Here is a 21,726-nt window from a genome sequence, read left to right as displayed (position 1 = left end):
GACATGGGAATCCTCGAAGGCAAGCGGATCCTGGTCACCGGCGTCCTCACCGACGCCTCGATCGGTTTCCACGTGGCGCGGGTCGCGCAGGAGCAGGGCGCCGAGGTCGTCCTCACCGCCTACCCGCGCCCGACGCTCACCCAGCGGACCGCCAAGCGGCTCCCCACCGGCCCGGACAACCCGCCGCCGGTGCTGGAGCTGGACGTCACCGACGCCGACCAGCTCGGCGCGCTCGCGGGCAACCTGCGCGACGTCGGGTTCGACAGCCTGGACGGCGTGATGCACGCCATCGCGTTCGCGCCGCAGACCGCCCTGGGCGGGAACTTCCTCGAGACACCGTGGGAGGACGTGGCCACCGCGGTGCACGCCTCGGCGTACTCGCTGAAGTCGCTGACCATGGCCTGCATGCCGCTGATGAAGGAGGGCGGCTCGGTCGTCGGGCTGGACTTCGACGCGACCAAGGCCTGGCCGGTCTACGACTGGATGGGCGTCGCCAAGGCGGGCCTGGAGTCGTGCGCCCGCTACCTGGCCAAGTACCTGGGGCCGCAGGGCATCCGGGTCAACCTGGTGGCGGCGGGCCCGCTGGCCACCATGGCCGCCAAGAGCATCCCCGGCTTCGACGGCACCGTCGAGATGTGGACGCAGGCGGCCCCGCTCGGCTGGGACACCAAGAACAGCGAGCCGACCGCGCGCGCCTGCGCGGCCCTGCTCTCGGACTGGTTCCCGGCGACCACGGGCGAGATCGTGCACGTCGACGGCGGCCTCCACGCCATCGGTGCGACCTCCTAGTCCTGATCTTCAACGGAACGGGCCCGCCCCCTGAGGGGGCGGGCCCGTTCCGTTGTCTCGCCGGACGTCAGGAACGCGCGCGCTGGCGCAGGCGGCGGCCGAGGACGCTGATGTTGAGCGCGCCCACCGCGCCCGCGGCACCGGCCGCGGCGGCCACCCAGACGATCTGGAGGTCGTTGCGCGGCGGCGTGGCCTCGGCGGAGGAGACCAGCCGGGTCTGCGGCGCCGAGCTGGTCCGCTGGTAGGCGCTCGGGTCGGCGGCCACCTGTGGCGTCGGCAGCACCCCGGGCAGGTTCGGGGTGGTGGTCGGGACCTTGCCCGAGTACGGCTGGACGCTACCCGGCGCGTTCAGCGTGGTCGCCCCGCCGCTGCCGCCCGAGGGCAGTGTGCCGGTGCCACCGCCGCCGGAGGAGCCGGACGACTTCTTGGGCGTCTTGCTGGACCCGTCGTCGCTGGAGCTGCCCTTCTTCAGCGGGGGCTTCTTGGACGGCGTCGGCTTCGGTGTGGCCGCCGGCTTCTTGGGCGTCAGCTTCTCGCGCAGGTTGCCGAGGTTGCACTTCCAGTTCTCGATGGTGCTGGCCGGGTCGGTGCCCTTCTTGCACTTCTGCTCGACGGCCGAGCTCTCCGCGTACGCCGCCGGCGCTCCCATGAACAGCAGTACGAGTGCGCCGGCCGACACCGCGGTCGAGGCCGAACCCAGCCGCCTGAAACGCCGCCTGGCATGTTCTCGAGGCATCTCGCTCCCCACGTCGCCGCCACCCGCCGAGTCTGTTGACACTCTGTCCAACGACATCGTGCCGCAAACGATGACAAGCGTAAAGATGCGACTTACTGCACCACAAGCCTCGCCAGCCTGGTACGTCGCTCGGGCACGCCCTCCTCGCGCACGGCCTTGGCCAGTGCCGGGCCCGCCGCCTGCACCACCGACAGGTGCCGCCGGGCCAGCCCGAACGCGGTGGCCACCAGCGGCCTCGACAGCGCGGCCTCGGCGTCGGGGGCCATGACCGCGACGACGGCCGGATGGCGGGTGCCGCGGCCCTGGGCCACCGTCACCGCCCAGCCGTGCCGCAGCAGTGCCGTACGGGCCGCCGGGACGTCGGCGGTGCCGGCGGCGAAGGCGATCTGGAGCGCGCCGCCGGACGCGCCGGTGACCGTGCCGATCTCGCCCGCCGCGGCCTGGGGGAGCGGCGCGGCGACCACGACCCGGTCGCCCGGGTCGAAGCCGCCGTAGGCGCCCGGCCCCGGGTTGACGCGTGCCTTGAGCGCGGCGTTGAGGGCGGCGGTGCCCGCGTCCCCGCGTACGGCCGGGGCGACGACCTGGATCTCCTCGACCGGGATGCCGAGCGCGCGCGGGATCGAGTCGGTGACCAGCTGCACGGCCCGGTGGACCGCCTCCGCGCCGTCCTTGGCGGGAACGATCACGACCTCCTTGCCAGGGGCCTCGACCGCCACCAGTTCGCCGCCGCGCACGGAGGCCGTGAGGGTGGCGAGCGGGTCGTCGGCGGGCGCCGGGTCGAGCTCGATCACCGGAACGGTCTCCGAGGCCTCCAGGTCGGCGAGCACCTGGCCGGGCCCGGCGGGCGGCAGCGCGCCGCTCTCGCTGCCCAGCACCAGGTGCGTGCCGTCGGCGCAGGCCTCGACCAGCACCGCGAACAGCTCGACGTCGAGCCCGGCCGCGTCGGGCAGCACGACCAGGTCGAGCTCCAGCGGGCGCTGCTCGCCGCGCGCGAAGACCACCGCACCGGGTGCGGCCTCGGCCTCCTCCAGCGGCTCCAGGAGGCGGTGCAGGGCGACGACCGTCGCGGCGCCGTCCTCCGGCGCCTCCATCCCGGCCGCGGCACGTTCGGTGGGCGTGACGATGGCGGCCCGCAGCCCGTGCCCGGCGGCGGCCGTGACCAGGCCCAGCGAGGCCTCGGCGACGTCGTCCGGCGTCCCGCGCAGCATGCACACGCCGGTGCGCAGGGAGGCGGTCAGCGCGAGCGAGCGGTCCTCGCCCAGCCCGGCCCGCGCGGCCTTGATCGTGGCGTCGTCCAGCAGCGGAACGGCCGTGGCGTTCAGCCGCTGGAACCCCTCGGCGGCGGCCTCCTCGGCCAGCGCCCAGCGCGCCAGCCCGAGGGTCTCCTCGGGCTCGGGGAAGTCGTCGGGGCCGTCCTCGTCCTCGAACGCGGCCTCGTCGAACTCGGGCTCCTCGGCCAGCGACAGCACCTCGGCCTCGTCCAGCGCGGCGTCGATGGCGCGGCGCGCCTCGGGGACCCGCATCGTGCCGAGCTGCTTCTCCACCTCGGCCGCCGGGGTGGCGGTGTGGCCCTGCCGGGCCGCCTCGGTCAGCAGGTGCACCACCATGGCCTTGCCGCGGCGCGGGTCGTCGGGCTGGGCGGCCTCGCCCAGCAGCCCGCGGGCGAACAGGTCGGCCTGGCGCGGCTGGACGCCCGGCACCCGCAGCAGCCGCCACGGGTCCTCGCGCAGCCGCTGCGCGGCGTCGTCGCCCAGGCGCGCCGCGGCGCGGGCGGCGAACGACTCGGGCACGCCGGCGGAGGCGAACAGCTCGGTGAGATCGGTGGACTGGGTTGGCGAGTCGGTCACTGATTCCCCGTCAAGGATGGGACACGGACATGTCGGAGACGTCGTCGAGGGCGGCGCGGATGGAGGCGGGCAGGGCCAGGTCCTCGCTCTCCAGGGCCCCCGACAGCTGGGACGCCGAGCGCGCGCCGACGACCGGGGCGACCACGCCTGGCCGGTCGCGCACCCAGCTGAGCGCCACGCTGAGCGGCGATACGCCGAGGCCCTCGGCGGCGGTCACCACCGACTCCACGATCCGCGCGCACTCCTCGTCCAGGTAGGGCTGGACGAAGTCGGCGAAGTGCGGGGCGGCGGCCCGCGAGTCGGCCGGGATGCCGGTGCGGTACTTCCCGGTGAGGACGCCGCGGCCGAGCGGCGACCACGGCAGCAGGCCCGCGCCGGCGTCCAGCGCGGCCGGCACCGCCTCCCGCTCGATGTCGCGGCTCAGCAGGGAGTACTCCAGCTGGGCGGACACGATCGGCGTACGGCCGGGCCAGGCCCGCTGCCACGCGGCGGCCTTGGCCAGCTGCCACCCGGAGTAGTTCGACACCCCCACGTATCTGGTGCGGCCCGACAGCACCGCCTCGTCCAGCGCGGACAGCGTCTCCTCTATGGGCGTCGCCGGGTCGTACACGTGCAGCTGCCACAGGTCGACGTACTCCAGGCCCAGCCGGTCCAGCGACGCGTCCAGCGCGGCGAGCAGGTGCCGCCGGGAGGCGTCGTAGCGCCCGTTCGGCCGGATGGCCGCCTTGGTGGCGACGACGAGTTCGTCACGGTCCACCAGCTCGCGCAGCAGATGGCCGAGGATGCGCTCGCTGTCGCCCCCGCTGTAGACGTCGGCGGTGTCCACGAGGGTTCCCCCGGCGTCCACGAACGCCGACAACTGCGCGGCCGCCTCGTCGGGGTCGGTGTCCTGGCCCCAGCTCATGGTGCCCAGGCCCAGACGGGACACCAGGAGGCCGCTCCGCCCGAGGTGACGCTGTTCCATAGGCGGCCAATCTAGCGGGCCGCGGGGCGTCCACGCGGCCGTGAAGGCGCGTCCACCTGCCGTGGCTACTACGCTTCCACGGTGGCGGAGCACCGGGGCTCGCGCCCGTGGGTGAGGGGATTCAACCAGTGAACGTCGTGGAAGCGGCCGTGCTCGGAGTCGTCCAGGGGCTCACCGAGTTCCTGCCGATCTCCAGCTCCGGCCACCTGCTGATCGTGCCCAGGCTGGCAGGCTGGGACGACCCGGGTGCGGCGTTCACCGCGGTGATCCAGCTCGGCACGATGGCGGCCGTCATCATCTACTTCTGGCGCGACCTGGTGAACATCGCGACCACCTGGACCAAGAGCCTGTGGCGGCCCGAGCTGCGGCACCACCAGGACGCCCGGATGGGCTGGTACATCGGCCTCGGCACGATCCCGATCAGCGTCTGCGGGCTGGCGTTCAAGGACCTCATCGAGGACCCCGCCCGGAACCTGTGGATCAATGCCTCCTCACTGATCGTGATGGGCCTGGTGCTCATGGTGGCCGAGTGGGCGGGCACCAAGAAGCGCGACGTCGGCGACCTCAACCTGCGCGACGGCCTGATCATCGGCGGCTTCCAGGCGCTGTCGCTGATCCCCGGCTCCTCGCGGTCCGGCTCGACCATGACCGGCGCGCTGTTCCTCGGCTACTCGCGCGAGGCGGCGGCGCGCTACTCGTTCCTGCTGTCGGTGCCGGCGGTGGTGCTGTCGGGCGCCTTCGAGATGCGCAAGGCCTTCGACGGCTCGCTGCAGGTCGTGCCCACCGTGGTGTGCACGCTCGTCTCGTTCGTCGTCGGCTACGCCTGCATCGCGTGGCTGCTGAAGTTCCTCACCCGCCACTCGATGCTGATCTTCGTCTACTACCGCGTGGCGCTGGGCGGCATCCTGCTCGGGCTCTTGGCGGCGGGCGCCATTTCGGCGACCTGATTCTCGTCCTCACATAACTCCCTATTCGGGTCTTCGCGCACTAGAGTGCGCAGCCATGACGCCACCGCAGTTCTCGATGTACTCGCCGGGTTCCGGCGAGTCCGGGCGCGAGGTCGACGCGGTGTTCGGCGCGGGCCGCGGCGACGACCCGGGCTTTCGCGCGTCGATCACGTCGGGAACGGTCCTCGGGCGGATGCGCACGATGATGCTGGTGCTCCTGACCGCCCCCGTGCTGATCGCGGCGATCACGCCGCTGATCGTGCGGGACGGGCAGGGGCGGCTGGGCGCGGCGCCCTGGTGGTGCTACCTGCCGGTCGCCGCCGGGGCGCTGCTCGCCGTGCTGGTCGGACCGCGGGTGCCGCGCCCGATGGCACCCGGGCAGGAGCCCGCCCAGGCCGTCCAGAGCGCCATGGTGGCGTTCCGCCAGGCCGTGCTGCAGCGGTTCGCGCTAGCCGAGGCCGTCATCCTGATCGGGCTGCCGCTGGCGATGGTGGCGCACAGCGAGACGGTGTTCGCCGTCGCGTTCGTGCTCGGCTACCCGCTGCTGTTCTGGCTGGTGCTGCCGACGACCGGGACGATCGAACGGATCAGGCTGCGGCTGGAGGCCGCGGGCGCCGAGTCGCACCTGTGGGCCGGGCTGCTGGCACCGGCCCCGGCGCGCTCCGCGTCCTCCGGGGGCTAGAGCCAGCCGTTCTTGCGCAGCTTGCGGTAGACGATCAGGCAGGCCACCACCATCACCACGATGGCCACCGGATATCCGAGCGCCCAGTGGAGCTCGGGCATGTGGTCGAAGTTCATGCCGTAGATCCCGGCGACGGCCGTCGGCACCGCGATGATCGCAGCCCAGGAGGAGATCTTGCGCATGTCCTCGTTCTGCTGCTTGCCGAGCAGCGCGACGTGCGCGGTCAGGATGCTGGTCAGGAGCTCGTTGTGGGAGTCCACCTGGCCATCGACGCGCAGCAGGTGGTCCAGCACGTCGCGGAAGTACTCGCGGGTGCCGCTGCATTCGGCCACCCGGCCCTTGACGATCTCCTGCAGTACGGGGATCAGCGGGTCCTCGGCGGTGCGGAACTCCAGCACCTCGCGCTTCAGCGAGTAGATGTCGGCGGTGACGTCGTCCGAGCGCGGGTCGAACACCGAACGTTCCAGCCCGATGATGTCGACCTCGACCTCGTGGGCGATGACGCCGTAACGGTCCACCACCTCGTCGCAGACCGCGTACAGCACGGCGGTCGGGCCGTGGTCGAGCAGTTCGGGGTCGGCCTCCAGGCGCTCGCGCACCGGGCCGAGCGGGTTGCCGATCCCGTGACGCACGGTGACGACGAAGTCCTGGCCCATGAAGACCATGATCTCGCCGACCTCGATGTCGGACGTCTCGTCCTTGTAGGCCAGGGTCTTCAGCACGAAGAAGAGGGTGTCGTCGTAGCGCTCGAACTTGGGGCGCTGATGGGCCAGGACCGCGTCCTCGACGGCCAGCGGATGCAGCTTCAGCTCGTCGCGGATCAGTTCGAACTCCGACTCGGAGGGTTCGAAGAGGCCGATCCAGACGAAGCACTCGTCCTTGGCCCGGGCCTCGTCGAAGGCGTCGCTGATGTCGCCGTCGATGTCCTGCCGATGGCCGGCCACGTAGATCGCCTTGTCCACAATCACCGTGACATTCTCCCCGGAATGTCAAAGAACACGTAATGATCTCCAAATTTCCCGTGGTCTCGTAGAGTGCGTGCTGTGACGACGCTTCTGCTGGTGCGGCATGGCCTCACGGCGATGACCGGCCCGGTGCTGGCCGGGTGGACGCCCGATCTCCATCTCGACGAACGCGGCCGGGGGCAGGCCGGGCGGCTGGCCGCCCGGATCGCCGGTCTGCCGCTGGCGGCGGTGGTGTCCAGCCCGCTGGACCGGTGCCTGGAGACCGCCGAGGCGATCGCCGCCGGACACGCCGAGCCGATCGAGAAGATCGAGACCGACGACCGCTTCGGCGAGGTGCGCTACGGCGACTGGACCGGCAGGCCGCTGAAGGAGCTGGCCGAGGAGCCGCTCTGGCGCGTCGTCCAGGCCCATCCGAGCGCGGCGCGCTTCCCCGGCGAGGACGGCGAGTCCCTGGCCGAGGCGCAGTTCCGCGCGGTCGCCGCGGTGCGCGACTGGAACGAGCGGATCGAGGCCGAGCACGGCAAGGACGCGCTCTACGCGGTGTGCAGCCACGGCGACATCATCAAGGCGATCGTCGCCGACGCGCTCGGGCTCCACCTGGACCAGTTCCAGCGGATCCAGGCCGACCCCGCCTCGCTGACGGTGATCCGCTACACCGAGCTGCGGCCGTTCGTCGTACGGACCAACGACACCGGCGGCGACGTCGAGGCGCTGGTGCCCAAGCGCGACGAAGACGCCGGTGGGGACAGTGACGCGGCCGTCGGTGGCGGCGCGTAGGGTCATTGTCATGCCGGTCATCTCCTATGAACAGCCGGACAGGTTCGTCGCCGGCGCCGTCGGGCAGCCCGGGGACCGGGCCTTCTTCCTCCAGGCGCGTGCCGGCCGCCGTGTCACCAGCGTCGGCCTGGAGAAGTTCCAGGTGACGCTGCTCGCCGAGCGCCTGGAGGAGCTGCTGGACGAGGTGCTGCGGCGCAGCGGGGGAGAGGCCCCCGTCCCGGCCGTCACGCCGAGCGAGCTGAAGGACGACGGCCCGCTGGACCAGCCGGTCGAGGAGGAGTTCAAGGTCGGCACCATGGCGCTCGCCTGGGACCCCGACGACGAGCGGGTCATCATCGAGGCCCAGGAGGTCACCGAGGAGCTCGAGGAGGCCGAGGTCGGCGACGACGACCCGGCGATCGTCGTGCTCCGGGTGCGCATCACCGCCGCGCAGGCCAGGGCGTTCGCCGAGCGCGCGCTCCAGGTCGTCGCCGCGGGCCGGCCGCCGTGCCCGCTGTGCGGCCTGCCGCTGGACTCGGTCGGGCACGTGTGCCCCAGGCAGAACGGGCACCTCGGATGACAGGCGACCGCAGCGAAGCGAGGATCGCCTGTCATCCGTCGCGGGGGTCTGGGGGTCGTCCCCCGGAAGAGAGGGCGCGCCACCACGGGGGGTGTGGCTGGATCATGCGGCCGCGGCACGGGAGAATGGCGGCATGACGCAGTCCTCCCGGGATCGCACCCCCGCCGGCGACGGCACCGCGCCGGGCGGCGTCTCGCCGCACGACGTCGAGACCGCCGAACGGGTGCTCCTGAAGGGGCGCCTGAGCGTCGAGGGCAGGCTGGTGCAGGCCTCCAACGCCACGCTCTACTGCTCGATCGAGTGGGAGGGTCACCAGGCCGCCTGCGTCTACAAGCCGGTGGCGGGCGAGCGGCCGCTGTGGGACTTCCCCGACGGCACGCTGGCCGACCGCGAGGTCGCCGCGTACGCGGTGTCGGAGGCGATGGGCTGGAGCCTGATCCCGCCGACCGTGCACCGCGACGGCCCGTACGGCCCCGGCATGGTGCAGCTGTGGGTGGAGCCCGACCCCGACATCGACCTGGTCGCGCTGTCGCGCTCCGATGACGACGCGATCCGGCGGATGGCGGTCTTCGACGCCGTCGTCAACAACGCCGACCGCAAGATCGGCCACCTGCTGCCGCCCGGCGACGCCCACGTCTACGGCTGCGACCACGGGGTCTGCTTCTCGGTGGAGTACAAGCTGCGCACCGTGCTGTGGCAGTGGCGCGGCAAGAACCTCACCGACGAGGCGCTGAAGGCGCTCGCCCGGGTGGAGAAGAGCATGCGCGAGGGCGCGCTGCGCGACCGGCTCGCCGGCCTGCTCACCGCCGAGGAGATCGACGCGACGCGGCGCCGGGTGGAGCTGATGCTGAAGCACCGCATCCACCCCTACCCGCCCGAGGACTGGCCCGCGATCCCCTGGCCGCCGCTGTAATTCAAGAACCTCGGCCTACGGACGCGCTCGCGCGATGGCTGATCTTGCAGGACCCCCGGCCGAACGGCATTTCGGGCGTAGTGCTCAAATGGTCCCCATGTGCACGGCGATCGTCAGCGTTGACCCCTCGTCGCCCGTCCCGGTGCTGCTCGTCGGCGTCCGGGACGAGTTCGTCGCCCGTTCCTGGGACCCGCCCGCCCGGCACTGGCCGGACCGCCCCCGCCTCGTCGGCGGCCGCGACCAGCGCGCCGGCGGCACCTGGCTCGCCGTGGACCCGGACGTGCCGCGCGCGGCCACCGTGCTGAACGGGCGCGGCCGGATGGCGCCCGAGGCCGGCCGGCTGTCGCGCGGCGAGCTGCCGCTGCGCGTCGCCGCCGACGGCAAGCCCGGCGACCTGGACCTGCCGCGCTTCGACCCGTTCCACCTCATCGGCGCCGAGGCCGTACTGCCCCTGGGGGCGGACCCCCAGACCCCCGGGGCTCCGCCCGACCGCGCCTACGCGGTCCGGATGTGGAGCTGGGACGGCGAGGAGATGGTGGAACGGTCCCTCGGGCCCGGCCTGCACCTGGTGGTGAACCGGGGTCTGGAGGGCGGCGGCCCGTCCGGCGACGACACCGAGGACGCCCACATGTCGCGGCGCATCGAGCACTTCCGGCCCCGGCTCGCCGCCGCCGCACGGCCCGAGCCGCGCCCGGGTGGCACGGTGACCGGCTGGGGCGAGTGGCTGCCCCTGATCGAGGGCGACGGCCTGCCGCGCACCGACAAGCGCGCCCTGCTGCCGCTGATCGACCTGGGCGGCGGGCGGGTCTGGGGGACGACCTCGGTCAGCCTGGTGGCCCTCGCGCGAAACGGGATCGGGTACGAATTCTCCCCTTCGCCAGGCGATCCGGGGGCCTGGACCACAATCCTCTGACGCCATCTGAACGCCTGTTTTGGAGTCCGCGGCCACACCCCGGTCACCCTCAGTGCTAATTTGACTACCTGGTGCGATCATCTCGAGATCGCGTGGTATCGGTCATCAGGCAGACGGGGGAATGCAGATGGCAGCAAGCAAGCGGGTGGTCACGGGCACAGCCGTGCTCGGCGCGGCCGTGCTGGGGCTGGCCGCCTGTGGCGGCGGGGGCGGGTCCGGCGGCAGCAGCGGCGGCACGCTGAAGGTGGTCGGCTCTGCCGACGTGGACCACCTGGACACCTCCAGTGGTTACACCACCGTCAGCGGCGGCCTCACCCGGCAGTTCGCGCGGCAGCTGTTCAACTTCAAGGGCGCCGACAACTTCGAGGACGCCATCAAGGTGCAGGGCGACGTCGCCAGCGAGGTCCCGAGCGCCGACAACGGCGGGATCAGCTCGGACGGAAAGACCTACACGATCAAGCTGCGCGACGGCGTCCAGTGGAACACCAACCCGGCGCGCGACGTCACGGCCGAGGACTTCATCCGCGGCCTGAAGCGCCTGTGCAACCCGGCCAAGCCATCGGGCGGCAGCGCGTACTACTCCGAGACCATCCTCGGGATGGCCGAGTACTGCGACGGCTACGGCAAGGTCGACGCCAAGAGCGCCGGCGCCATGGCCGAGTACCAGAACCGCCACACCGTCGCGGGCCTGGAGGCCAAGGACCCGAAGACGCTGATCGTGAAGCTGAAGCAGCCCGCCAGCGACTTCACCAACATCCTGGCCCTGCCGTTCGCGGCCGCGGCGCCGAAGGAGTACGACGCCTACGTCCCCGACAGCCCGCAGTTCCGCCAGCACACCGTGTCCGACGGCCCGTACAAGATCACCTCGTACACGCCGAACAAGGACTACGTGCTCGACAAGAACCCGGTCTGGAAGTCCGACACCGACTCGCTGCGCGGCCAGAACCCGGACAAGATCCAGGTCACCATGGGCCAGGACTCGCCGGACGTGGTCCAGCAGCAGATGGAGCAGGGCACCGCGGACCTGGCCTGGGACCAGCCGGTCCCGACCGCCAAGATCCCGAGCCTGAAGAGTAACTCCAACTTCAAGATCATGGACGGCTCGACGAGCAACCCGTACCTGGTCTTCAACACCCTGAGCCCGAACAACAGCGGGGCGCTGGGCAAGAAGGAGGTGCGGCAGGCGATCAACTTCGCCGTCGACAAGACGGCGCTGGTGCAGATCTACGGCGGCCCGGACGTCAGCGAGATCCTGAACCAGGTGATCCCGCCGCGCAGCGTCGGCTACCAGCAGTTCAACCTGTACCCGACGCCGAACAACGCGGGCGACCCGGCCAAGTGCAAGCAGATGCTCGCCGCCGCCGGTTACCCGAACGGGCTGAACCTGAAGTTCCCGTACCGGGTGAGCAGCAACCACCCGAAGATCGCGCAGTCGGTGCAGGCCAACCTGAAGGCCTGCGGGATCAACTCCAACCTGACGCCCGACACCAACGGGACCTTCTACAACACCACGCTGGTGACCCCGGCCGACGCCAAGGCCGGCAAGTGGGACATCGCCGCGCCCGGGTGGGTGCCCGACTGGTACGGCAACAACGGCCGCACCAACATCGTGCCGCTGTTCGACGGCCGGCACTACGGGCCGAACTCCACCAACTACGGCGGTTACAACAACCCCGAGGTCAACGCGCTCATCGACAAGGCGCTCACGGCCAAGGAAGAGGACGAGGCGGCCAGCTCCTGGGCGGCGGCCGACAAGAAGATCATGGAGGACGCCGCGGTGGTGCCCTTCATGAACCAGAAGTACCCGATCTTCCACTCGTCCCGGGTGAGCAACGCCCTCTACCTGCCGCAGTTCCAGGTCTACGACTACGGCCAGGTCAAGTTCGGCTGAACCGGCCCCGGCGGCCGGGCCACGCCTGTCTCAGGCGTGCCCGGCCGCCGTGTGGACCGTCCCAACCCTGACGCGAAGGGGCGTCGATGAGTCTTCTCGAGGTGACCGATCTCCGGGTCTCCTTCTCCACCGCCGACGGCGTCGTGCACGCCGTGCGCGGCATGTCGTTCAGCGTGGACAGCGGCCGGACGCTCGGCATCGTGGGCGAGTCCGGCTCGGGCAAGAGCGTCAGCACCCAGACGCTGATGCGCCTCACGCCGGGCGCCGAGGTGAGCGGCCGGGCGCTGTTCGAGGGCGAGGACCTGCTCACGGTCAGCGACAAGAAGATGCGCGAGCTGCGCGGCGCCGAGATCGCCATGATCTTCCAGGACCCGCTGTCCAGCCTGCACCCCCTCTACAAGGTGGGCTGGCAGATCGAGGAGCTCATCAAGGCGCACGATCCCGGCACCTCCAAGGACCAGGCGCGCAAGCGGGCGATCGAGATGCTCGGGCTGGTCGGCATCCCCAAGCCCGACCGCCGCGTCGACGACTACCCCCACCAGTTCTCCGGCGGCATGCGCCAGCGGGCGATGATCGCGATGGCGCTCGCGCTGAACCCCAAGCTGCTGATCGCCGACGAGCCGACCACCGCGCTCGACGCGACCGTTCAGGCGCAGATCCTGGACCTGATGCGGCGCCTGCAGAGCGAGTTCGACACCGCGCTCATCATGATCACGCACGACCTCGGCGTCATCGCCGACATGGCCGACGAGGTGCTGGTGATGTACGGCGGCAAGCCCGCCGAGTACGCCGGGCGCCGCGAGCTGTACTACCGGCCGCACCACCCCTACACCAAGGGCCTCCTGGAGTCGATCCCGTCCTCGGCGAGCATTCACAGCCGGCTGAAGCCGATCCCGGGCCAGCCGCCGAGCCTGATCAACCTCCCGTCGGGCTGCGTCTTCCACCCGCGCTGCGAGTACGCGATGGACCGCTGCCGCGAGGACGAGCCGCAGCTGGAGGCGGCCGGGGACGGCTCCGACCCGACGCACCGGTCGGCGTGCTGGCTGCCGCACGACGCGGTCGGGCTGGACGAGGCCACCGACGAGATCCGCCGCCGTACCGCCGAACGCGGGAGGACCGAGTGAGCGCTGAGGACCGAGTGAGCACTACCGACGACGAGGTCCTGGTCTCGGTCGAGGGCGTCTACAAGCACTTCCCCATCAAGCAGGGGATCGTCTTCAAGAAGGAGGTCGCCCGGGTCCACGCGGTGGACGGCGTCGACCTCCAGGTCCGGCGCGGCGAGACCCTCGGGATCGTGGGGGAGTCGGGCTGCGGCAAGTCCACGCTCGCGCGCTGCGTCACCGGCCTGCACCCGGTCACCAAGGGCCGCATCCTCTTCGAGGGCGAGGACATCACCGCGATGTCGCGGGCGGGGCTGAAGGCGTTCCGCCGCGACGTGCAGATGATCTTCCAGGACCCGTACGGCTCGCTGAACCCGCGCCGCCGGGTCGGCTCGATCATCGGCGACCCGTTCGCGATCCACGGCATCGCCGACGGCGCCGACCGCAAGAAGCGGGTCCAGGAGCTGATGGAGCTCGTGGGTCTCAACCCCGAGCACTACAACCGCTTTCCCGCCGAGTTCTCCGGCGGCCAGCGCCAGCGCATCGGCGTCGCGCGAGCCCTCGCGCTCAAACCCAAGCTCATCGTCTGCGACGAGCCTGTGTCGGCGCTGGACGTGTCGATTCAGGCGCAGGTCATCAACCTCCTGGAGGACCTCCAGGAGGAGCTCGGCCTCACCTACGTCTTCATCGCGCACGACCTGTCGGTCGTCCAGCACGTCAGCGACCGCGTCGCCGTGATGTACCTCGGCAAGGTCGTCGAGGGCGCCGAGGGCGAGGACCTCTACCGCGCGCCCCGGCACCCCTACTCGGCCGCGCTGCTGTCGGCCGCGTCGGTCGCCGACCCTGACCAGGCCGAACGCGCCGAACGGGTCGTGCTCATCGGCGACGTCCCGTCGCCGATCGACCCGCCGTCCGGCTGCCGCTTCCACCCGCGCTGCCCGAAGGCGCAGGAACGCTGCGTCAGCGAGGAGCCGGAGCTGGTGAGCCGCGGCGCCGACCCGGCCGACCACCTGACCGCCTGCCATTTCCCGGTCGAGCCCGAGGAGAGCCTCGCCGCCAGCCACGCGGGGATCGACCAGGTCTCCACCGAGCCGGAGCTTCCGGAGGTCGAACAGTGAGCTACTCCGATCTCGAGGCGGAGACCATTCCGGCCGACGCCGAGGCCAAGAGCGTCCAGGGCCGGTCGCCGTTCCAGCTCGCCTGGGCACGCTTCAAGGGCGACAGGCTAGCCGTGGTGTCCATCGTCGTCATCGTGCTCGTCGTCCTGTTCGCCCTGTCGGCGCCGCTGTGGGCGTCGTGGACCGGGCACCCCTACGACGCCACGTTCCCCAAGACCGGCCTCGACCCCGACGGGCAGCCGGTCGGGCCGGGCAAGGACTTCTGGCTCGGCGCCGACCAGCTCGGCCGGGACGTCCTGGTGCGCTCGGCCTACGGCGCGCGGATCTCGCTGATCGTCGGCATCTCGGCGTCGCTGCTGGCCACCCTGCTCGGCGTCATCGTCGGCACGCTCGCGGGCTATGTCGGCGGGGTCGTCGACACGCTCCTGGCCCGCCTCATGGACATCACGCTCGCGCTGCCGTACCTGCTGGTCGCCATCATGCTGGCGACCACGTTCCAGATCTCCTCGGTGAGCGCCAGCCTCACGATGACCATCATCGTCATCGCGTTCTTCTCGTTCGCCGCGACCGGCCGCATCATCCGCGGCCAGGTGCTGTCGCTGAAGGAGAAGGAGTTCATCGAGGCGGCCCGCTCGCTCGGCGCCGGACGGCTGCGGATCATGGTCGTGGACGTGCTGCCGAACCTGGTCGCGCAGGTGACCGTCCTGATGTCGCTGCTGATCCCCACCTCGATCGTGTTCGAGGCGACCCTGTCGTTCCTCGGCGTCGGGGTCCGGCTGCCCATGCCGAGCTGGGGCAGCATGCTCGGCGAGGGCAGCGACATCTTCCAGACCGCCTGGTGGCTGCTCGCCGTGCCGGCCGTCCTGCTGCTGCTGACCACTCTGTCGTTCAACCTGCTCGGCGACGGCGTCCGCGACGCCCTCGACCCGCGCAGCGACCGCGTCATCGGGAAGAAGTGAGCCGTCCATGCTGCGCTTTGTGATCCGCCGCCTGCTGTACGCGATCCTCGTGCTCTGGCTGGTCTCCACGCTGGTCTTCGTCTTCCTGCACGTGTCGCCGGTCCCGGTCGAACGGGTGATAGGCGGGCCGCGCGCCACCACCGACACGCTGAACCAGATCCGCCAGAACCTCGGGCTCGACGACCCCGTGCTCGTCCAGTACTGGGACTTCCTGAAGCGCCTGCTCCAGGGGAACCTCGGCGACTCCTACGTCAACGGGACCTCGGTCGCCTCGCTGATCTCCGACCGGCTGCCGACCACGATGTGGCTGGTCTTCGGCGCGGGCGTGATCTGGTTCATCGGCGGCGTCGCGACCGGCGTGCTGAGCGCGACGCACGCGCGCAGCTTCCGGGACCGGTTCGCCACGGTGTTCGTGCTCATCGGGCTCTCGACGCCGCCGTTCGTGATGGCGCTCGTGCTGCTCTACCTGTTCTCCACCAAGCTCGGGGAGGCGGGCATCCACTTCTTCGAGGCGGGGCCGCCGCTCCAGGAGCACTTCCTGCAGCGGATGATCCTGCCGTGGATCGCCCTGGCGTTCCTGATGGTCGCCACCTACACCCGGCTCACGCGAAGCTCGATGCTGGACGTGCTCGGCGAGGACTACATCCGGACCGCGCGCGCCAAGGGCCTCACCGAACGGCGCGTGGTCTACCGGCACGGGCTGCGCTCGGCGCTGACCCCGGTCATCACCCAGTTCGGCATCGACCTGGGCGCGCTGATCGGCTCCACCATCGTCACCGAGAAGGTCTTCGGGCTGCAGGGCGTCGGCCAGCTGGTCTACCAGTCCATCGCGCTGGGCGACACGCCGGTGATCATCGGGGTGACGCTGGTGGTGACCGCGTTCGTGATCGTCGCGAACCTGATCGTGGACATCGCCTACTCGTTCCTGGACCCGCGCGTGCGGCTCGCCTGATCGCCAAGGCGATCTCGGCGTTATGTCGTGGATACAGCCCGGATAAGCTTTCTCGTATGCGATCGTGGCCTGCTTCCGAAGTGCCCAGCCTCCCCGCCGCAGGGCTGCCGGTTCCGGCGCATCCCCTGCGGCTGCACGACTCCGGGACGGGAACGGTCCGGCCGACCGAGCCGGGCGAGACGGCGCGGATGTACGTCTGCGGGATCACGCCCTACGACGCGACCCACCTCGGGCACGCCAACACCTACCTGGCGTTCGACCTGGTGAACCGCGTCTGGCGTGACCTGGGCCACACGGTCCACTACGTGCAGAACGCGACCGACGTCGACGACCCGCTGCTCGAGCGCGCCGAGCAGACGGGCGTCGACTGGCGCGAGCTCGCCGACCGCGAGATCGAGCTGTTCCGGGAGGACATGACGGCGCTGCGGGTGCTGCCGCCCGACCAGTACGTCGGGGCCGTCGAGTCCATCCCGCTGATCATCGAGATGATCGAGAAGCTGCGGGCCAAGGACGCCACCTACGACCTGGACGGCGACGTCTACTTCCCGATCGGCGCCGACCCGCACTTCGGGCAGGTCAGCGGGCTGGACCGGGAGGCGATGCTGCCGCTGTTCGCCGAGCGGGGCGGCGACCCGGACCGGACCGGCAAGAAGGACGCGCTGGACGCGCTGCTGTGGCTCGCCCAGCGGCCCGGCGAGCCCGGCTGGGACTCCCCGTTCGGCAAGGGCAGGCCCGGCTGGCACGTCGAGTGTTCGGCGATCTCCATCGAGCACCTGGGCATGGCCTTCGACGTGGAGGGCGGCGGCAGCGACCTGGCCTTCCCGCACCACGAGATGGGCGCCTCGCACGCCCAGGTGGCGACCGGTGTCCGCCCGCACGCCAAGGCGTACGTGCACTCGGGCATGGTCGGCCTGGACGGCGAGAAGATGTCCAAGTCGCGCGGCAACCTGGTGTTCGTGTCCAAGCTGCGCGCCTCCGGCGCCGACCCGATGGCGATCCGGCTCGCCCTGCTCGGCCACCACTACCGCAGCGACTGGGAGTGGACGCCCGCCGAGCTCACCGCCGCGACGTTCCGCCTCGACCGGTGGCGTTCGGCCGTCGAGCTGCCCGCCGGGCCGCCCGCCGCGCAGGTCGTCGACGACGTGCGCAGGCACCTGGCGAACGACCTGGACTCCCCGGCGGCGGCCGAGGCGATCGACCGCTGGGCCGACGAGGCGCTGGCGGGGGAGCGGACCGACTCCGCCGCACCCGGTCAGATCCGCGCCCTTGCCGACGCCCTCCTGGGCATCGCGCTGTGATCTAAAGCCTCCGCGACCTGACCGGCTCGCCTGGCGGCTCGCCGGTCAATCGCCACAGCGGTCTAGGCGGCCGTGGTGGTCTTGGCCGCCGCGTACTTCTTCGCCCGGCGTGCGATTCTGCGGCGGGAGGCCCAGAGCATCAGCGGGATGCCCGCGCGCCGCAGCCTGCCCGGCACCAGCCGGTAGAAGAACGCGCCCGAGCGCAGCAGGAACCACAGGAACCGGTCCTTGCGGTCGCTCCACGGCAGGCCGTACTGCTCCCTGATCCGTGCGGGCAGCAGGCCGGTGGTGATGAACCGGTTGAGCCACAGGGCGGGCCAGAGCCACACCAGCTTGCGCGACCACAGCACGGCGCGCATCACCTCGCGGCCGGTGCCGGTGACCTCCAGCGAGCCGATCATGTCGTCCATGTAGCGGCGGAACGCCGCGATGTCGGCGGGCTGGGCGCCGGGCGGGCAGCCGAGCACGTCCGCGACGAACCGGGCCTGGTCGATGTAGCCGGCGGCCAGGTCGCCGCTCGGCGAGCGCAGGATGTCCTCGTAGACGTACAGCGCCGCGTCGATCAGCGTGGCGTTCACCCACACCTGCAGGTCGGGGTCGTTGCCGGAGTAGCCGGGCCCGGTGATCCGCTCGTGCATCTTGCGGATCGCCCGGCCCATCCGGTCGGCCTCCTCCTCGGTGCCGAACGCGACGATGGTGAGGAAGTCCAGGGTGCCGAACAGCCGCTGCAGCGGGTGGTTGCGCAGGTCGCTGTGGTCGGCGACGCCCTGGGCGACCTTGGGGTGGGCGACCTGGAGCAGCAGCGCCCGGCCCGCCGCGAGCATCACCGCCGGCTCGGCGGCGAGCAGCTGGAGAACGGACCGGTCGCGGGTGGGAGCCAGGGAGGTCAACGTGATCCTTCCGCCGGAACTGCGGTGGGTCACATCCAACACCCCGTACCGGGCCCGCCACAATCCCTGTTGGCGACCCGCCAACAGGTTTACTGGATCAGGTAGCACTCCCAGTCGCCGGGCCGGCTCGCGCTTCCCTTGAGCTTGGCCTCGGCGGCGGGCCGGTACTGCGACCGGCAGACCTGGGTCATCGTGATGGGCGTCTCGACGCCGATGCCGCCGTCGGGCACGCAGTACCAGGTGCCGGACCGGTAGTCGGCCTTGAACTTGCCGCCCGCGGCGCAGTAGCCGTTGGGGTCGGGGGAGCCCAGCCGCACCAGGCTCGGCGACGGCTTGGCGGAGGGGCTGCCGGAGTCCCCGGGGCCGGGCCCGTTCTTGTCGCGGCCACGGGAGGGCGCCCTGGAGGAGCCGGAGGCGGCCTGCTGGCCGGGAGGCGGCTTGGCCAGCTGCTCGGAGTCCCGCTTCTTGTACTTGGGCACCAGCCCGTTCGCCCCCGACTGCGTGCCGCCCTCGGCGATCGCGGCCGAGCCGCCTTCACCGCCGTCGCCCTGCTGCGAGTCGGACGGCCAAGCCCACACAGCACCGGCGCCCGCGCCCACGAATCCCGCCGTGACAGCGGCGACCGTGGCGGTGACGACCATCCGGCGCCGGTCCCGCGAGGCGGCGGGCCTGGCATCGTGTGAACCGCCCGTCGGATGGGTGGTCAGGGCGGCCGACCCCGGCAGGGTCTGGGACGGGCGCGAGGACGCGCCGCCCGGCAGCGTCGTGAGCGGCCCTGGCCGGTAGGCGTCGTCGTGGCCCACCAGCCGCAGCAGCAGCTGGGCGGCCGTCGGGCGCGCCGCGGGATCCTTGGACAGCGCGGCGGCGACCAGCTCGCGCAGCTCACCGTCCAGCTCCTCGAGCTCGCCCAGGTGCGGCTCCTCGTGCAGGATCCGGTAGATCACGGCCGGGATCGAGTCGTCGCCGAACGGCGGGTGGCCGGTGGCGGCGAACGTCATGATCGAGCCCCAGGCGAACACGTCGGCCGCCGGGCCCACCTCGTCGCTGTTGATCTGCTCGGGGGACATGTAGGCCGGGGTGCCGATGGCCGTACCGCTCACCGCGCTCACCGCGTCCAGCGCCCGGGACAGGCCGAAGTCGATCACCCGGGGGCCGTCCGGCCCGAGCAGCACGTTCGGCGGCTTGAGGTCGCGGTGGATGATCCCGGCCCGGTGGATCGCGGCCAGCGCGCTCGCGGTGCTCACCGCCAGGCGCTCCAGGGCCCCGGCGCGCAGCGGCCCGGACCGGTCGACCTGGGTGCTGAGCGCCGGCCCCGGCACGTACTCGCTGACCAGGTAGGGGGCGTCCCCGAAGGTGTCGGCGTCCAGGATCTGGGCGGTGCAGAAGCGCGCCACCTGCTTGGCGACCGCGGCCTCCCGGATGAACCGGGCCCGCGCCGAGCCGTCCTCGTCGAACTGGACGCGCAGCAGCTTGACCGCCACCCGCTCGCCGCACGGCCCCGAGCCGAGGAAGACGGTGCCCTGCGTGCCCGACCCGAGCCGCGCCGTCAGCTCGTAGGAGCCGACGCGCCGCGGGTCGTGCGGCAGCAGCGGCTGTGCCTCCGGCACGGGGAGCTCCCTCTCGGGCCGACGTATTGGACCAGAGGAATAATGCCATTAATGCCGGTTACGTGACGATCGCGCCGAGTAAAACATGCGGCGACCAGCGATTCGCCGGGCCCTCCAGGCCCGGTCGGCCGGCGCCGCAGGCCCCGCGCGGCAGGCCCTGCGGGCCCTGGTCAGCCGGCGTCGCGGCGGCGCAGGTAGCGCTCGAACTCGCGGGCGATCGCGTCCCCGCTGGCCTCGGGCAGCTCGGCGGCGTCCTTCTGCTCCTCCAGCGTCCGGACGTACTCGGCCACCTCGGAGTCCTCCTCGGCCAGCTCGTTGACGCCGTTCTCCCAGGCCCGGGCCTCTTCGGGGAGCTCGCCCAGCGGGACGGTGACGTCCAGGAGGTCCTCGACGCGGCGGAGCAGGGCCAGCGTGGCCTTGGGGGAGGGTGGCTGCGCCACGTAGTGGGGCACGGCCGCCCACAGCGACACCGTGCTCAGGTCGGCCTTGGCGCAGGCGTCCTGCAGGACGCCGAGGATGCCGGTCGGGCCCTCGTAGCGGGCGGGCTCCAGGTGCAGGGTGTTGACCAGTCCCGCGTCCGAGGAGGCCCCGGTGACCGGGACCGGCCGGGTGTGCGGCGCGTCGGCGAGCAGCGCACCCAGCAGCACGACGTTCTCCACGCCGAGCTCGATCATGAGCCCGACCAGCTCGCGGCAGAACGAGCGCCAGCGCATGTTGGGCTCGATGCCGTGCACCAGGACCACGTCGCGGCCGGTGGGCAGGCGGGCCCAGGAGATCCGGGTGGTGGGCCAGGTGATCCCGCGGCTCTCGCCGTCGGTCATCTCGATGATCGGCCGGGTCACCTGGAAGTCGTAGTAGTCGTCCGGATCGAGCTCGGCGACGGGGACGGCGTCCCAGGACGACTCCAGATGCTGGATGACCCCGCTGGCGGCCTCCCCTGCGTCGTTCCACCCCTCAAAGGCCGCAACCAGCACCGGATCCACGAGTTCTGGCACGTTTTCGAGCTCGACCACGCGCTGCCTCCTTCCGACGTCGGGTACAGCATCACCGAGCGGGCCGTCATTCCCGGGGGGTCCGGGGCCCGATCATGAACGGTGGCTGTCAGCCTACGTCCTGAGATTGACCTACCCCACCGTTCCGCCGCCCAGACCCGCGCCGGGGGCCGGGCGGCCGCCAGGGCCATCACGATTGGGTCACTGGCCGCTCGCTTACCTCACTTCCCGCCCGTGGTGTGGACGATCAGGATGTCGCAGGGTGAACGGTGCGAAAGGTTGGCCGGGACCGAGCCGAGCAGGCGCCCGGCCAGGCTGTTCAGGCCCCGGTTGCCGACCACGACGAGGTCGGCCGAACGGTCGCCCGCGATCTTGGAGATGACGTCGACCGCGTCGCCCTCGACGGCGATCTCCTCGATCTCCTTGGCGCCGGCCGCCACCGCCCGCTCGCGGGCCGCGCGCAGCGCGTCCTCGGCGGGGTTGGAGCCCTGCACCTTGTAGGACAGGTCGCCCAGGCGGTCGGCGGCGCTCAGCCGCTCACGCGTGGGCATGGGGTGGTACGCCGACGCCAGCAGCAGCCTGCCGCCGGTGGCGGCCGCCAGCTGCGCGGCCCGGTCGACAGCCAGGAACGAGGTCTCCGAGCCGTCGGTGCCGACGAGGATGGTGCGGTACGCGCTCATGCCGCTCCTTACCGGTAAGTAGTTGCAGAGGGGAACGTTATCGGTCTGATGACCCATCCGTCACGAGGGAACTCGTTCCGCAACGTGACGGGCGTCTCACGCGTCGCTCACCCGCCAGGGAACGCAGAGATGTGCGTCCGCCATACG

General features: G+C 71.5%; 21 protein-coding genes. 13 read left to right on the top strand and 8 right to left on the bottom strand.

Features of this window, described 5'->3' with window-relative positions:
- Positions 1 to 3: 3 nt before the first annotated feature.
- Entirely contained in the window at positions 4 to 789 is a 786-nt protein-coding gene (gene fabI / locus J4573_RS22505; RefSeq protein ID WP_208257779.1) for an enoyl-ACP reductase FabI, read from the top strand.
- 67 nt (positions 790 to 856) lie between these two features.
- Here fabI and J4573_RS22500 read toward each other — a convergent pair whose 3' ends face one another.
- The 3 genes from J4573_RS22500 to J4573_RS22490 all read right to left on the bottom strand — a co-directional run bounded on the left by J4573_RS22500 (position 857) and on the right by J4573_RS22490 (position 4,336).
- Positions 857 to 1,525, bottom strand: coding sequence for a hypothetical protein (locus tag J4573_RS22500; RefSeq protein WP_208257778.1), 669 nt, complete (start codon positions 1,523 to 1,525; stop codon positions 857 to 859).
- Positions 1,526 to 1,617: 92 nt separating this feature from the next.
- A complete protein-coding gene (locus J4573_RS22495; RefSeq protein ID WP_208257777.1) occupies positions 1,618 to 3,372 on the bottom strand; it encodes an ATP-dependent DNA helicase in 1,755 nt (584 codons plus the stop codon).
- A gap of 10 nt (positions 3,373 to 3,382) precedes the next feature.
- On the bottom strand, positions 3,383 to 4,336 hold the full coding sequence (locus tag J4573_RS22490; RefSeq protein WP_208257776.1) for an aldo/keto reductase: 954 nt from the start codon (positions 4,334 to 4,336) through the stop codon (positions 3,383 to 3,385).
- Positions 4,337 to 4,464: 128 nt separating this feature from the next.
- Between J4573_RS22490 and J4573_RS22485 the strand changes: the two genes are divergently transcribed.
- Positions 4,465 to 5,283: an undecaprenyl-diphosphate phosphatase gene (locus J4573_RS22485; RefSeq protein ID WP_208257775.1), complete on the top strand. Its 819-nt coding sequence runs from the start codon at positions 4,465 to 4,467 to the stop codon at positions 5,281 to 5,283.
- Between the two features lie 55 nt (positions 5,284 to 5,338).
- The gene (locus J4573_RS22480) at positions 5,339 to 5,965 is read left to right on the top strand and encodes a hypothetical protein (RefSeq protein WP_243773421.1); all 627 of its coding nucleotides are present in this window, start codon (positions 5,339 to 5,341) and stop codon (positions 5,963 to 5,965) included.
- Here J4573_RS22480 and corA read toward each other — a convergent pair.
- Complete coding sequence (gene corA, locus J4573_RS22475) at positions 5,962 to 6,933, bottom strand: magnesium/cobalt transporter CorA (protein WP_208257774.1); 972 nt, start codon at positions 6,931 to 6,933, stop codon at positions 5,962 to 5,964. The genes J4573_RS22480 and corA overlap by 4 nt on opposite strands.
- 75 nt (positions 6,934 to 7,008) lie before the next feature.
- Between corA and J4573_RS22470 the strand changes: the two genes are divergently transcribed.
- The 10 genes from J4573_RS22470 to mshC all read left to right on the top strand — a co-directional run bounded on the left by J4573_RS22470 (position 7,009) and on the right by mshC (position 17,410).
- Positions 7,009 to 7,707 (top strand): histidine phosphatase family protein, encoded by a 699-nt coding sequence (locus J4573_RS22470; RefSeq protein ID WP_208257773.1) that lies wholly within the window; start codon positions 7,009 to 7,011, stop codon positions 7,705 to 7,707.
- Between the two features lie 10 nt (positions 7,708 to 7,717).
- The gene (locus J4573_RS22465; RefSeq protein WP_208257772.1) at positions 7,718 to 8,266 is read left to right on the top strand and encodes a DUF3090 domain-containing protein; all 549 of its coding nucleotides are present in this window, start codon (positions 7,718 to 7,720) and stop codon (positions 8,264 to 8,266) included.
- A 133-nt stretch (positions 8,267 to 8,399) separates the two neighbouring features.
- The gene (locus tag J4573_RS22460; RefSeq protein WP_208257771.1) at positions 8,400 to 9,179 is read left to right on the top strand and encodes an SCO1664 family protein; all 780 of its coding nucleotides are present in this window, start codon (positions 8,400 to 8,402) and stop codon (positions 9,177 to 9,179) included.
- Positions 9,180 to 9,276: 97 nt separating this feature from the next.
- Positions 9,277 to 10,092 carry an NRDE family protein gene (locus J4573_RS22455; RefSeq protein ID WP_208257770.1) on the top strand — a complete coding sequence of 272 codons (816 nt, stop codon included), beginning with the start codon at positions 9,277 to 9,279 and terminating at the stop codon, positions 10,090 to 10,092.
- A 127-nt stretch (positions 10,093 to 10,219) separates the two neighbouring features.
- On the top strand, positions 10,220 to 11,983 hold the full coding sequence (locus J4573_RS22450; RefSeq protein ID WP_208257769.1) for an ABC transporter substrate-binding protein: 1,764 nt from the start codon (positions 10,220 to 10,222) through the stop codon (positions 11,981 to 11,983).
- An 86-nt stretch (positions 11,984 to 12,069) separates the two neighbouring features.
- The gene (locus J4573_RS22445; protein WP_208257768.1) at positions 12,070 to 13,107 is read left to right on the top strand and encodes an ABC transporter ATP-binding protein; all 1,038 of its coding nucleotides are present in this window, start codon (positions 12,070 to 12,072) and stop codon (positions 13,105 to 13,107) included.
- A gap of 14 nt (positions 13,108 to 13,121) precedes the next feature.
- The gene (locus tag J4573_RS22440; RefSeq protein ID WP_208257767.1) at positions 13,122 to 14,201 is read left to right on the top strand and encodes an ABC transporter ATP-binding protein; all 1,080 of its coding nucleotides are present in this window, start codon (positions 13,122 to 13,124) and stop codon (positions 14,199 to 14,201) included.
- Positions 14,198 to 15,160, top strand: coding sequence for an ABC transporter permease (locus J4573_RS22435; protein WP_208257766.1), 963 nt, complete (start codon positions 14,198 to 14,200; stop codon positions 15,158 to 15,160). Before J4573_RS22440 ends, J4573_RS22435 begins: the two co-directional genes overlap by 4 nt.
- Before the next feature lie 7 nt (positions 15,161 to 15,167).
- Complete coding sequence (locus tag J4573_RS22430; RefSeq protein WP_208257765.1) at positions 15,168 to 16,112, top strand: ABC transporter permease; 945 nt, start codon at positions 15,168 to 15,170, stop codon at positions 16,110 to 16,112.
- Between the two features lie 56 nt (positions 16,113 to 16,168).
- Positions 16,169 to 17,410: a cysteine--1-D-myo-inosityl 2-amino-2-deoxy-alpha-D-glucopyranoside ligase gene (mshC, locus tag J4573_RS22425; protein WP_208257764.1), complete on the top strand. Its 1,242-nt coding sequence runs from the start codon at positions 16,169 to 16,171 to the stop codon at positions 17,408 to 17,410.
- A gap of 62 nt (positions 17,411 to 17,472) precedes the next feature.
- Here the strand turns inward: mshC and J4573_RS22420 are convergent, their stop codons facing one another.
- The 4 genes from J4573_RS22420 to J4573_RS22405 form a co-directional block, all read right to left on the bottom strand.
- A complete protein-coding gene (locus J4573_RS22420) occupies positions 17,473 to 18,300 on the bottom strand; it encodes an oxygenase MpaB family protein (RefSeq protein WP_243773420.1) in 828 nt (275 codons plus the stop codon).
- Positions 18,301 to 18,389: 89 nt separating this feature from the next.
- On the bottom strand, positions 18,390 to 19,907 hold the full coding sequence (locus tag J4573_RS22415) for a serine/threonine-protein kinase (protein WP_208257763.1): 1,518 nt from the start codon (positions 19,905 to 19,907) through the stop codon (positions 18,390 to 18,392).
- Between the two features lie 170 nt (positions 19,908 to 20,077).
- A complete protein-coding gene (locus J4573_RS22410) occupies positions 20,078 to 20,920 on the bottom strand; it encodes a PAC2 family protein (RefSeq protein ID WP_208257762.1) in 843 nt (280 codons plus the stop codon).
- Between the two features lie 200 nt (positions 20,921 to 21,120).
- Positions 21,121 to 21,579: a universal stress protein gene (locus tag J4573_RS22405; protein ID WP_208257761.1), complete on the bottom strand. Its 459-nt coding sequence runs from the start codon at positions 21,577 to 21,579 to the stop codon at positions 21,121 to 21,123.
- Between the last annotated feature and the right edge of the window lie 147 nt (positions 21,580 to 21,726).

Source organism: Actinomadura barringtoniae, assembly GCF_017573505.1.
Lineage (GTDB): Bacteria > Actinomycetota > Actinomycetes > Streptosporangiales > Streptosporangiaceae > Spirillospora > Spirillospora barringtoniae.
Note: the sequence above shows the minus strand (reverse complement) of the source record. Positions and strands in the feature narration are given on the sequence as shown.